Source organism: Rhabdothermincola salaria (assembly GCF_021246445.1).
GTDB lineage: Bacteria > Actinomycetota > Acidimicrobiia > Acidimicrobiales > Acidimicrobilacustridaceae > Rhabdothermincola_A > Rhabdothermincola_A salaria.
The window spans coordinates 730,830-742,732 of record NZ_JAJQXW010000002.1; the positions used below are offsets into that span (position 1 = coordinate 730,830).

Annotated in this window: 12 protein-coding genes; 9 read left to right on the plus strand and 3 right to left on the minus strand. The window is 70.9% G+C overall.

Annotated features, from left to right (window positions below; translation table 11 throughout):
* Positions 1-164: 164 nt before the first annotated feature.
* The 4 genes from LUW87_RS12630 to LUW87_RS19315 all read left to right on the plus strand — a co-directional run bounded on the left by LUW87_RS12630 (position 165) and on the right by LUW87_RS19315 (position 5,956).
* Positions 165-1,766, plus strand: coding sequence for an ABC transporter substrate-binding protein (locus LUW87_RS12630; protein ID WP_232671531.1), 1,602 nt, complete (start codon positions 165-167; stop codon positions 1,764-1,766).
* 312 nt (positions 1,767-2,078) lie between these two features.
* Complete coding sequence (locus LUW87_RS12635; protein ID WP_232671532.1) at positions 2,079-3,689, plus strand: ABC transporter substrate-binding protein; 1,611 nt, start codon at positions 2,079-2,081, stop codon at positions 3,687-3,689.
* Positions 3,690-3,771: 82 nt separating this feature from the next.
* A complete protein-coding gene (locus LUW87_RS12640; RefSeq protein WP_232671533.1) occupies positions 3,772-4,893 on the plus strand; it encodes an ABC transporter permease in 1,122 nt (373 codons plus the stop codon).
* On the plus strand, positions 4,886-5,956 hold the full coding sequence (locus LUW87_RS19315) for an ABC transporter permease (protein ID WP_232671534.1): 1,071 nt from the start codon (positions 4,886-4,888) through the stop codon (positions 5,954-5,956). The genes LUW87_RS12640 and LUW87_RS19315 overlap by 8 nt, the downstream gene beginning before the upstream one ends.
* 5 nt (positions 5,957-5,961) lie before the next feature.
* Here LUW87_RS19315 and LUW87_RS12650 read toward each other — a convergent pair whose 3' ends face one another.
* Genes LUW87_RS12650 through LUW87_RS12660 form a run of 3 tightly spaced genes read right to left on the minus strand, consistent with a single transcriptional unit; the run spans position 5,962 to position 8,583 of the window.
* Complete coding sequence (locus LUW87_RS12650) at positions 5,962-6,543, minus strand: RDD family protein (protein WP_346742545.1); 582 nt, start codon at positions 6,541-6,543, stop codon at positions 5,962-5,964.
* A complete protein-coding gene (locus LUW87_RS12655; protein WP_232671536.1) occupies positions 6,479-7,483 on the minus strand; it encodes an ABC transporter ATP-binding protein in 1,005 nt (334 codons plus the stop codon). The genes LUW87_RS12650 and LUW87_RS12655 overlap by 65 nt, the downstream gene beginning before the upstream one ends.
* The gene (locus tag LUW87_RS12660) at positions 7,483-8,583 is read right to left on the minus strand and encodes an ABC transporter ATP-binding protein (RefSeq protein WP_346742561.1); all 1,101 of its coding nucleotides are present in this window, start codon (positions 8,581-8,583) and stop codon (positions 7,483-7,485) included. Before LUW87_RS12660 ends, LUW87_RS12655 begins: the two co-directional genes overlap by 1 nt.
* A 246-nt stretch (positions 8,584-8,829) precedes the next feature.
* Between LUW87_RS12660 and LUW87_RS18460 the strand changes: the two genes are divergently transcribed.
* Genes LUW87_RS18460 through LUW87_RS12685 form a run of 5 tightly spaced genes read left to right on the plus strand, consistent with a single transcriptional unit; the run spans position 8,830 to position 11,877 of the window.
* Positions 8,830-9,423 (plus strand): SCO family protein, encoded by a 594-nt coding sequence (locus LUW87_RS18460; RefSeq protein WP_232671538.1) that lies wholly within the window; start codon positions 8,830-8,832, stop codon positions 9,421-9,423.
* Between the two features lie 10 nt (positions 9,424-9,433).
* Positions 9,434-10,078: a copper chaperone PCu(A)C gene (locus LUW87_RS12670; RefSeq protein WP_232671539.1), complete on the plus strand. Its 645-nt coding sequence runs from the start codon at positions 9,434-9,436 to the stop codon at positions 10,076-10,078.
* 10 nt (positions 10,079-10,088) lie between these two features.
* Positions 10,089-10,502, plus strand: coding sequence for a hypothetical protein (locus LUW87_RS12675; protein WP_232671540.1), 414 nt, complete (start codon positions 10,089-10,091; stop codon positions 10,500-10,502).
* Positions 10,503-10,558: 56 nt separating this feature from the next.
* On the plus strand, positions 10,559-11,086 hold the full coding sequence (locus LUW87_RS12680; RefSeq protein WP_346742546.1) for a sigma-70 family RNA polymerase sigma factor: 528 nt from the start codon (positions 10,559-10,561) through the stop codon (positions 11,084-11,086).
* The gene (locus LUW87_RS12685; protein ID WP_232671542.1) at positions 11,083-11,877 is read left to right on the plus strand and encodes a copper chaperone PCu(A)C domain-containing protein; all 795 of its coding nucleotides are present in this window, start codon (positions 11,083-11,085) and stop codon (positions 11,875-11,877) included. The genes LUW87_RS12680 and LUW87_RS12685 overlap by 4 nt, the downstream gene beginning before the upstream one ends.
* Positions 11,878-11,903 lie beyond the last annotated feature (26 nt).

An 11,903-nucleotide genomic window follows, 5' to 3' on the forward strand; every position in this document is an offset into this window, starting at 1 on the left:
CGCGTCACCTCGCTGTCGCTCGGGGTTTTGACCGCTCCTGGTGGCCCTCGTAGGGTCGCCGCCGACGGAAGTCGTCAGTCCGGGGGGCCGGGTCGGGAGGGGCACAGCGCGTGACCGCTCTGCCGATCGGCCGCCCTCGGGCTCCATCTCTGAGGGGGATCCTTGTGAAGCCGAAGACGTTCGCGCCGCTGGCACTGCTGCTGGCGCTGACCATGGTGGCGGCCGCATGCGGCGGCGACGGCGACGAGAACGGCGGCGGCGAACCCGGCACCACCGAGGAGGCCAGCGGCGAGCGCTGCGAGGCCACCGTGCCCGGTACCCAGGTCGACTACGGCGTGTACGCGCCGACGCCGTCGCTCGATCCGCCCTATGTGAGCGGTGGCCTGGTGGGGGGCACCCAGCTCCTCAACGTCTACGACGTGCTCTTCACGTTCGACTTCGAGGCCAACACGTTCGAGCCCCGGGTGGCGGAGTCGCTCGAGCCCAACGACGACTTCACGGTGTGGACGCTCAAGCTGCGTGACGACATCACCTACAGCGACGGCACCGCCCTCGACGCCCAGATGGTGTCGGACAACATGGACCGCTACCTGCAGGAGGGCGTGCGCAACTCCTCGGGTGGCTTCATGACCACCATCGAGGACAAGACGGTCGTCGATCCCCAGACCCTCGAGATCACCTTGTCCAAGCCGTGGTCGGAGTTCCAGTTCGTGTTCGCGGACGAGCCCGGCTACGTCGTGAACCTCAACGCCATCGGTGACGACGCCGAGGCCTTCGGTGTGGAGCCCCCGGATGCCGCCGGCATCGGCCCCTACGTCGTCGAGCGCAACGTGCCCGGCGAGGAGCTGGTCATGACCGCCCGCGAGGACTACTGGGACGGCCCGGTGTGCATCGAGACCCTGCGGTTCGTGTTCGTGCCCGGCGCCCAGGCCACCTACGACGCCTTCCAGGCGGGCGACGTGAACGTGGCCTTCCTGCGTGACGAGCCGGTGATCGCCGAGGCCGTCGATGCCGGCACCGAGAGCTTCTTCATCGAGCCGCAGGCCGGTGGTGCCTTCATCGTCAACCACGACGAGGGCCGGCCCGGTGCCGACGTCAAGGTGCGCGAGGCCATCGGCCTGGCCGTCGACATCGACGTCGTCAACGATCGGGCCTTCGACGGTGACATGGCGGTCTACAAGGCCCTCGTGGCCCCGGACTCGCGGTTCTACTCCGACGCCATCGAGGAGATGGCCACCGACCTCGAGGGTGCCCAGGCGGCGCTCGAAGAGGCCAAGGCCAACGGCTACGACGGCCAGATCGAGGTGCTGTGCGCCAACGCCCCGCCCGCCCCGGAGACCGCGTTGTCCCTCGAGGCGCTGCTCGAGTCGGCCGGGTTCGACGTCAACGTCACCACCATCCCGACCTCCGACCAGATCGGTCAGGTCATCCAGGGTGACTACGACATCGCCTGCTGGGGTCTCAACGCCGGGGCCGAGACCGGGATCACGGCCCTCAACCTCAACCTGCGCTCCGACAGCCCCTCCAACCGGGTGGGCTACGAGAGCGCCGAGATGGACGAGGCCCTCGACGCCCTCTTCGCCGCTCCCGACGAGGAGGCCCGCCAGGAGGCCGTGGCCGAGATCAACTCGATCTACAACGAGGACTGGGTGGGCGTGATCTACGGCGCTCCCCGCGAAGGCATCATCTGGGCCGACGACGTCGAGGGGATCATCCCCACCACGGCTTCGACGTTCCTGTTCGCCAACGCCTACATCAACAGCTAGCCGCAGCGAGGATCGACCCCGGGGGCAGGCGCGGGCCGCCCCGGGGTCGGTTCCCTGGCGTTCGACGACGTCAGCGGAGCCAGATCCAGTAGCCGGGCACCTGGTGGAACCGGCCCGGCCGCCGCGGTCGGGCGTTCACTCGTCGGCCATCCGCCGGTCGGGTGGTGTTTGACCCCCCGCGGAGGCCCTCGTAAGGTCGCCGCCGACGGCGAGAGCCGTCGGGCTCGGGGGCACTGGGCCACCGCGGCGTGCGGAGCACTCGTGCGCGTCGGGTCCACCGACCCTGGTCGTTCACTCTTGAGGGGGATGCTCGTGAAAGCGAAGAGGTTCGCACCGCTGGCCTTGTTGCTGGCGCTGACCATGGTGGCGGCCGCATGCGGCGGCGACGACGACGGCGATGGTGACGGTGGTTCGGCCAGCCCGGACACCACCGAGGAGGCCAGCGGCGAGCGCTGCGACGCCACCGTCCCTGGTACCCAGATCGACTACGGCGTGTACGCGCCGACCTCGTCGCTCGACCCGCCCTTCGCCAGCGGCTCGCTCGTGGGGGGCACCGAGCTCATCAACATCTACGACGCGCTGATGACGTTCGACTTCGAGACCAACACCTTCGAGCCTCGCCTGGCCGAGTCGCTCGAGTCCAACGACGACTTCACGGTGTGGACCCTGAAGCTGCGCGACGACATCACCTACAGCGACGGCACCGCCCTCGACGCCCAGATGGTGTCGGACAACATGGACCGCTATCTGCAGGAGGGCGTGCGCAACACCTCGGGTGGCTTCATGACCACCATCGAGGACAAGACGGTCGTCGATCCCCAGACCCTCGAGGTCACGCTGTCCGAGCCGTGGTCGGAGTTCCAGGTGGTGTTCGCCGACGAGCCCGGGCTGGTCGTGAACCTCAACGCCATCGGCGACGACGCCGAGGCCTTCGGTGCCCAGCCCCCCGACGCCGCTGGTGTCGGCCCCTACGTCGTCGAGCGCAACGTGCCCGGTGAGGAGCTGGTCATGACCGCCCGCGAGGACTACTGGGACGGCCCGGTGTGCATCGAGACCCTGCGGTTCGTGTTCGTGCCCGGCGCCCAGGCCAGCTACGACGCCTTCCAGGCCGGCGACCTGAACGTCGCCTTCCTGCGCGACGACCCCGTGATCACCGAGGCCATCGACGCCGGCAACGACAACTTCTTCATCGAGCAGCAGGCCGGCGGTGGGTTCGTGATCAACCACCGCGACGGTCGTCCCGGCGCCGACGTCAAGGTGCGTGAGGCCATCGGCCTGGCCGTCGACATCGACGTCATCAACGATCGGGCCTTCAACGGCGACATGGCCGTCTACAAGGCCCTCGTGGCCCCCGACTCCCGCCTCTACTCCGATGCCATCGAGGAGATGGCCACGGACGTCGAGGGCGCGACGGCGGCCCTCGAGGAGGCCAAGGCCAACGGCTTCGACGGCCAGATCGAGGTGCTGTGCGCCAACGCCCCGCCCGCGCCGGAGACCTCGTTGGCCCTCGAGGCCCTGCTCGAGTCGGTCGGGTTCGACGTCAACGTGACCAACATCCCGACCGCCGACCAGATCGGTCAGGTCATCCAGGGTGACTACGACGTCGCCTGCTGGGGCATGAACTCCGGCCCCGAGACCGGGATCACCTCGTTCAACCGCAACCTGCGCGGCGACAGCTCGTCCAACCGTCAGGGCTACGCCAGCACCGCCATGGACGACGCCCTCGACGCCCTCTTCGCCGCTCCCGACGAGGAGGCCCGCCAGGAGGCCATGGCCGAGGTCAACTCGATCTACAACGAGGACTGGGTCGGCGTCATCTACGGCGCTCCCCGCGAGGGCATCATCTGGACCGATGACATCGAGGGCATCATCCCCAGCAACGCCACCACGTTCCTGTTCGGGAACGCCTACATCAACAGCTAGCCGCAGCGAGGATCGACCCCGGGGGGCAGGCGCGGGCCGCCCGGGGTCGGTTCCCTGAGATTCGAAGGAGGGGACCCGAACGATGCTGCGGCTGTTCGGGCGACGACTGATCCGCCTGGTGCCCGTGCTGTTCCTCGTGACGCTCGGCACGTTCTTCCTCATCGCCCTGGTCCCCGGAGATCCCGCGGTCAGCATCCTCGGCCCGGACGCCACGCCCGAGGCGATCGCCAACCTGCGCACCGAGCTCGGGCTCGACGAGCCGCTCGTGGCGCGCTACTGGGACTGGTTGAGCAGCGCCTTCCAGGGCGACCTCGGCAACTCCCTGCTGCAGCCCACGGACTCCGTGGTCGACCTGATCCGCGCCAGCCTGCCCATCACGCTGCAGCTGGCGGCCATGGGTCTGCTCATGGCGCTCTTCATCGCCGTGCCCCTCGCCATCTGGTCGGCCTACCGAGCCGACAGCCACGTCGATCGGGCGTCGTCGTTCCTCACCGCCGCCCTCATCTCCGTCCCCACCTTCCTGGCCGCGCTGTTGCTGGCCTACTTCTTCGTCTTCCAACCCGACGTCGTGCGCTGGGCCACGCTGCTGCTCGGGTTCTCCATCGCCGGGGCCATGGTGGTCGGCGCCGCCAAGCGCTGGGGCGACGACACCAACCGGGCCGTGCTGGTCCGCCTCGGGGGCGCCGCCGCCGTGGTGGGCGCCACCCTGGCGGTGTTCGCCTTCTTCCCCGAGTTCCCTCGCACCGGGTTCTCCCGCATCACCGCCGAGGAGGGCCTGGGCGAGAACCTGCGCTCGGCCTTCCTCCCGGCGTTCGCCCTGGCCCTCACCGAGATCGCCGTGTTCACCCGACTGCTGCGCGGCGACATGATCTCGACGCTCCAGGAGGACTACATCCTGGCGGCGCGGGCCAAGGGCATGCCGGTGTGGCGGGTGCTGTGGAGCGACGCCCTGCGGCCGTCGTCGTTCTCGCTCGTCACCCTCGCCGGGGTGAGCCTGGGCCGACTCATCGGCGGCACCGTCATCGTCGAGACCATCTTCGCCATCCCCGGCATGGGCCGCCTCGTCGTCAACCAGGGGGTGGTGCTCGGCGACTTCACCGTGGTGCAGGGCGGCGTGCTGGTGATCGCCGTGTTCTACGTCCTCATCAACCTGGTGGTGGACGTGTCCTACCTCTACCTCGACCCGAGGATCCGTCGTGCCTGAGGCTCCCGTGCTCGAAGACCTGCCCGCCGAGCCCGAGGAGCCGACGCCCGCGCCGCGGCCCACTCCGGCCCGGCCCTGGGCCCGCGTGGCGCTGCTGCCGCTGAGCCTCGTGCTGCTCTTCGTCGCCCTCGACGTGATGGCCGGGCTCACCGTGTGGGCCCAGGCGCCGGTGGTCGCCGTCGGCCTGGCCGCCTTCTACATGGGCCTCGACGCCCTGCTCTTCGTCGTCAAGGGGCGCAAGGTCAACACCGGCTTCTGGCTGGCGGTGGTGTGGGTGGTCGGCCTGGTGCTGCTGGCCGTCTTCGCCGACCTCTTGCCGCTGGGTGAGTCCGAGGACACGGCTGCCACCTTGCGGGACACGCCTCGCCTCCGACCGGACCTCTTCTCGGCCCATCCGCTCGGCACCGACAACCAGGCCCTCGACATCCTCGCCGGTGTCATCTACGGCGCCCGGGTCTCGCTGCAGGTCAGCTTCCTGGCCGTGGCCATCGGCATGGTCGGCGGTGGGCTGCTGGGCATCTCCGCCGGCTTCTTCCGCGGCAAGCTCGACGCCGTGGTCGGCGTGTTCGCCGACTCCATGCTCGCCTTCCCCCCGCTCATCCTGCTCCTCGCCGTGGTGGCGGCCGTCGACGCCAGCGTGCTCAACATCTCCCTGGCCCTGGCGCTGTTGAGCGTGCCCACCTACACCCGTCTGGCCCGGGCCAACACGCTCACCCTGGCCCAACGCGAGTTCGTGCTCTCGGCCCGGGCCATGGGCGCCAAGGACTGGCGCATCATCGCCTTCGAGCTGGTGCCCAACGTGGTGCGCCCTCTGCTGTCGTACAGCTTCATCATCATCGCCGTGCTGATCGTGGCCGAGGCGTCGCTGAGCTTCCTCGGGGTCGGCATCCAACGCCCCACCCCCACCTGGGGCAACATGATCGCCGCCGGTCAGAACGACCTCCAGCAGACCCCCCACCTGGTCTTCGTGCCCGGTGCGGTGATGTTCGTGACCGTGTTCGCCCTCAACAAGATCGGCGACCGGGCCCGCGCCAAGCTCGACCCCCGCGCCAGCGCCATCTGACCGGGTCAGGTCGGAGGGTCGTCCTCGGCTCGGAAGCGGAACAGGCGGCGCTCCTTGCGGAGCCGGTCGAGCCGCTCGAAGTCGACGTCGGGCTGCTCCTCGTGCTCGTCGGCGTCGTAGGCGATGACCCACGTGCCGGCCACGAGGTCGTGCAGGCCCCGGCCGGAGCCGACGAGGGTGGGCAGCGCCAGCGCCACCAGGACGGCACCGGCCACCCACGGGTTGGGCACCAGCAGCACCACCAGCACGAGGAGCCATCGGCGCACGGCGCGGGCCAGGCCCGGGGTGTCGGTGCCGGGGTGCGCGGCGACCTTGACGTCCAACCAGTCCTTGGCCGGTGTCTGGCCCAACCGGGCGACGAACACCAGCTCGTAGCCGGTGAGCAGCACGGCGAAGAGGTAGCGAGCTCCGTCGGGGCCGACGAGTGCGCTCCCGCCGAGCACCATGAAGGTGAGCTGGGCGAAGAAGACGATGAAGAGGTCGACCACACGCGCCGCGGCGCGCCGCCAACGAGCCGCAGGATCAGGCGCCGCCGGCCGACTCCTCCGCGAAGTGGCACGCCACGTAGTGCCCGGGGCGCAGCTCACGTAGCTCCGGCTCGGTCTCGGCGCACACGTCCTGGGCCAACGGGCACCGGGTGCGGAAGCGGCAGCCCGACGGCGGATCGATGGGCGAGGGCAGGTCGCCGCTGATGGTGCCGTCGCCGTTCTCCCTGTCGGGGTCCGGGACCGGGATCGACTGCAGGAGCAGCTGCGTGTAGGGGTGGACGGGTTCGCCGTAGAGCTGGTCGGCGCCGGCGACCTCGCAGATCTTGCCCAGGTACATCACCACGACGCGGTCGCTGACGTTCTTGACCACGGCCAGGTCGTGGGCGATGAAGAGCAGCGTGAGGCCGTAGCGCTGCTTCATGCTCTCGAGCAGGTTGAGGATCTGGGCCTGCACGGACACGTCGAGCGCGGAGACCGGCTCGTCGCAGATGATGACCTCGGGATCGAGCATGAGGGCGCGGGCGATGCAGATGCGCTGGCACTGCCCGCCGGAGAACTCGTGGGGTCGGCGGTCGCCGACGACCTTCGGGTCGAGGCCGACCGCTTCGAGGATCTCGTCGATGTGGCGGTCGTGCTCGGGGCCGGAGCGCTCGTGCCAGATCCGCGGGCCTTCGTTGACGATGTCGCGGACCTTGCGCCTCGGGTTCAGCGAGGAGATCGGGTCCTGGAAGATCATCTGCAGGTGGGTGCGGACCCGTCGCAGCTCCTCGCCCTCGAGGCCGGTGAGGTCCTGGCCGTCGAGGACGACCTCACCGGACGTGGGCTTGGGGAGCTGCATGATGGCGCGCCCGGTGCTCGACTTCCCGCACCCCGACTCGCCGACGAGGCCGACCGTCTCGCCCTTGAGGATGTCGAAGCTCACATCGCTGACGGCGTGGACCACCTCGCCCTTGCCGGTGGGGAACTCGACCACCAGGTTGCGCACCGTGAGCACGGGGTCCTGGTCGCCGCGGAGGTGGGCGGTGCCGCTGCCGGCCATCAGCTCACCACCTCGGCGCGCAGGTCGAGGCCGGCGGCGGTGACGCCGGCCTCGGTGTTGCGGCGCAGGGCCTCGTCGCCCTCCGGGGTGCCGGTGGGGAAGTGGCAGCACCACTGGTGGGCGGGTCCGTCGAGCACGACGTAGCCGGGGTCGACCTCACCGCAGGTGGGCTGGGCCTGTGGGCACCGGGGTGCGAACCGGCAGGCGGGTGGGGGCGAGACCATGTCGGGAGGTCGTCCCGGGATGGCCTCCAGGGTCGAGTGGCTGGGCAGCTCGACGCGGGGGATCGAACGCATCAGCGCCGTGGTGTAGGGGTGGCGGGGGTTGATGAACAGCTCGCGGGTGGGGGCCATCTCCGACAACCGGGCGGCGTACATCACGCCGATGCGGTCGGCCCGTCCGGCCACCACCCCGAGGTCGTGGGTGATGAGGATCATGCCCATGCCCGTCTCCTCCTGCAGGCTCTGCAGGAGGTCGAGGATCTGCTTCTGGACGGTCACGTCGAGGGCGGTGGTGGGCTCGTCCGCGATCAACAGCTTGGGCTCGCACGACAGCGCGATGGCGATGGTGACCCGCTGGCGCATGCCGCCCGAGAGCTCGTGGGGGTACTGCGAGAGGCGCCGCTCCGGATGGGGGATCCCCACGTGACCCAACAGCTCGACGGCGCGGCTGCGGGCATCGGTGCGGTTGAGTCCGAGGTGGTAGCGCAGGGGCTCGGTGAGCTGCTGGCCCACCTTCTTGACCGGGTTGAGCGAGGTCATCGGGTCCTGGAAGACCATGGCCACCTCGACCCCGAAGAAGTGCCGGGCTTCGGCCAACGTGAGGCCCCGCACGTCCCGCCCGTCGAGCAGCACTTCCGAGGCGGGATCGACCGAGGCCGCCTTGGGCAGGATGTTCATGATCGACCGGACCAGCACCGACTTGCCCGAGCCGGACTCGCCGACGATCCCGAGCGTCTCGCCCCGATCGAGCTCGAAGGACACACCGTCGACCGCCAGGAGCTCGCCCCGGTCCGTGGCGAAGCGGGTGGACAGGCCGTTGACGGCCAGCAACGGTTGTCCTGCGCTCAACGGTTCCCCCCGGGTCGTGGCCGCGGCCATGTTGGCAGCCGGGTGCAGGAGCCGCAACACGCCGCAGGCCCGTCGCGTGCCCGTCGTGGGCCTCCGGTGCCCGGGGGCGTGAACCCACCCGCCCGGACGACCTGACCGATGTCACACCGCCTCGGCGGATCGTCGGGAACCAGGGCCGCTCCTGGTGCGACTACCACCAGCGTGCCCCGGTCCCCGCGCCCCGCATCCGCCCGAACTCGGTCGCATCGCAACCCCGACGGCCCGACCCCGGGCGTGGTGCGGGTGATCGTCGTCCTCGTCGCCTTGGCGCTGCTCGCCGCCGCGTGCGGCAGCGACGGGTCCGCGGCCTCGTTGAACGGCCTCCAGCAGGACCCTTCTCCGCAGGTGGGGGAGGTGGCACTGCCCGACGTGCTCGATGGCGGAGCTTCCTCCGCCATGCGGGCGCAGTCGGATGAGCTGCTGTTGGTGTTCTTCGGGTTCACCAGCTGCCCCGACATCTGCCCCACCACCATGGCGACCATCGCCACCGCGCTCGACCAGCGCCCCGAGCTGGTGGACGAGGTGGAAGTCGCCATGGTGAGCGTCGACCCCGAGCGGGACACGGCGGATGTGATGCCGCGCTACGTCACCTCGTTCGTCGACCGGGCCCGGGCCCTGCGCACCGACGACCCGGCGACCCTGCGGGCCGCGGCCGACGCGTTCGGGGCGTCCTACCTGGTCACCACCGACGCCGACGGTGAACCCGATGTCGGGCACTCGGCCTATCTGTACGGCGTCGACGACCAGGGCCAGGTCGTCGTGACCTGGAGCTTCGGCGTCACCGCCGACGAGCTCTCGTCCGATCTCTCCACCCTGCTGACCCAGTCCTGAGGAGGACCCCTTGACCACCGACCGACCGCTCACGTGCATCGACGGCCGACGAACGCGGCCTCGCCGCCTCCTGGTCGTGCCTCTGCTGGCCGTGGCCGCGATGGTGCTGGCCGCGTGCGGCTCCACCGACGAGGCCGACGGCGGGGCGGCGGCGACCGTCGAGGTCCGCGACGCCTGGGCGCGCACGTCCCCCAGCGGGCAGATGAACGGCGCCGCCTACATGGTGCTGGTGGGGGGCGAGGAGGACGACCGGCTGGTGGGGGTGAGCGTCGCCTCCGACGTGGCCGCTCGGGCCGAGCTGCACGAGACGGTGATGGCCGACGACGACGCCACCGGGATGGGCGGCGATGCCCAGATGGACGGCGATGCCCAGATGGACGGCGATGCCCAGATGGACGGCGATGCCCAGATGGACGATGCCGGCATGGACGGGACCCCGACCACCATGGCCGCAACGCCGGGGATGATGACCATGCACGAGGTGTCTGCCATCGACGTGCCGGCCGGTGGGGAGGTGGCGCTCGAACCGGGCGGCTACCACGTGATGCTGCTGGAGCTGGCCGCCCCCCTCGTGGCCGGTGAGACGGTCGATCTCACCCTCGAGCTCGAGCAGGCCGGCACCGTCACCGTGACCGCCGAGGTCCGCACCGCGTGAGGTCACGGCCGTGAGTCGATCCCCCCGTGGGGCGAGCGTGGCCGTCACCGCGGTGCTGCTGGTCGGCGCCGCGGCCCTGGGCGCATGGCTGGTGCTCGGGGGATCGGAACGAGGCCCCGGGGCCGTCCCCCGGTTCGAGATGGTGGATGCGTCGACTCCCGGTGACGTCGAGATCGTGATCCCGGCTGGTACCGCGTCCCGCTTGGCGAGCGGGGCGCCGGTGAGCGCCGTCCCCCGCCTGATCGAACCCCACGTCGGCGACGTGGTCGTCGTGCGCAACGAGGACGTCGACGCGGCCTTCCTCGGTCCGTTCTTCGTGCCGGCCGGGGAGACCATCGCCCACCGAGCCCTCAGCACCGGTGTGCTCGAAGGGTCCTGCTCGGCCCATGAGGACGGACGGATCACCGTGGTGGTGGCGGCATGAACACGGCTCGCCCGCGCCGGGTTGTGAGCCGACGAGGGAGCGGCGATGCTCGGGGGGTGGACGACACGACGCGGCTGTTGCTCGCCGCCCGAGACGGTGACCGGGACGCCTTCGCCGAGTTCGTGCGCCGCACCCAGCCCGAGGTCCACCGGCTCTGCCGGGCGCTGAGCAGCCCGTCGGCCGCCGACGATCTCACCCAGGAGACCTACCTGCGGGCACTGGACGCGCTCGGGCGCTTTCGAGGCCGATCGTCGGCGCGCACGTGGTTGCTGGCCATCGCCCGCAACGTGGCGGCCGACGACATCCGTCGTCGGGGAGCACGCGGACGCCTGCTGTCCCGGCTGGGCGGCCCCGACGAACCCATGGCCTCACCAGGAGCCATGGTCCACACCGCGGACCTGTTGGCCCGCCTCCACCCCGATCGTCGCGACGCCTTCGCGCTCACCCAGCTGCTGGGCCTCAGCTACGCCGAGGCCGCCGAGGTCCTCGACTGCCCGGTGGGGACGATCCGCTCCCGGGTGGCGCGTGCCCGCGAGGACCTGGTCGACGCGCTTCGCGACCCTCGCGCCGAGGAGACGGGATGACCGGCCGGAAGGACACTCCGATCGCCCTGCCGGCCGAGTGCTCGCCGTGGCGCGAGGCCCTCTCGGCCCGGATCGACGGAGAGCTCCCCGCGGCCGACCACGGCGGCCTCGACGACCACCTGGCCGGGTGCGAGAGCTGCCGGGCCTTCGCCGGTGACGCGGAGGCCTCCCACCGGGCTCTTCGGCTCGGTCCCGCCGAAGCCGTGGGCGACCGGACCGACGCGATCATGGCCGCCTGGGACGACCGCCAGGATCGAGACGGGCCGTCGCGCCGGCACCGTCCAGCGCGACGGGTCGGTGTGGCGGCGCTGGTGGCGGCCGCCCTGGTGGTGCTGGCCGGCCTGGCCGGGTGGTGGCCCGGTGGAGGCGGCGCGGACGCCGAACCGGCGTTGGCCTTCGCGTCGGGCGTGGCCACCCCGGCCCCGGCGGAGGGCAACACGGCGGTGTACGTGTCGCTCACCAACGACGGAGGCTCGGACCGCCTCCTGGGCGTCGACACCGACGTCGCCGAGCGGGCCACGCTGCACGCCACCGAGCAGCGCGACGGCCTGGTGCTCATGACCGGCCGCGACGACTACCCCGTGCCGGGCGACACGACGGTCGTGTTCCAGCCGGGGGGCGCCCACGTGATGCTCGAAGGGCTCCGGCGTCCGCTCGAGGTCGGGGACCGGCTCGAGGTGGTGCTCGAGTTCGAACGCTCGGCCTCGCGCACGCTGATGGTCGAGGTGGTGTCGCTCAGCGAGGTCACCGAGGTCGTCGGTATCGCCTCGCAGCTGATGGGCCCCGCCTGAGGCGGATACGTCCCCCGGGCGCCCGG

Excerpts from the sequence above, each read along its gene's own strand:
- LUW87_RS12640 (WP_232671533.1), top strand. The coding sequence starts at position 3,772 with ATGCTGCGGCTGTTCGGGCGACGACTGATCCGCCTGGTGCCCGTGCTG.
- LUW87_RS12655 (WP_232671536.1), bottom strand. The coding sequence starts at position 7,483 with ATGGCCGGCAGCGGCACCGCCCACCTCCGCGGCGACCAGGACCCCGTG.
- LUW87_RS12660 (WP_346742561.1), bottom strand. The coding sequence starts at position 8,583 with ATGGCCGCGGCCACGACCCGGGGGGAACCGTTGAGCGCAGGACAACCG.
- LUW87_RS12685 (WP_232671542.1), top strand. The coding sequence starts at position 11,083 with ATGACCGGCCGGAAGGACACTCCGATCGCCCTGCCGGCCGAGTGCTCG.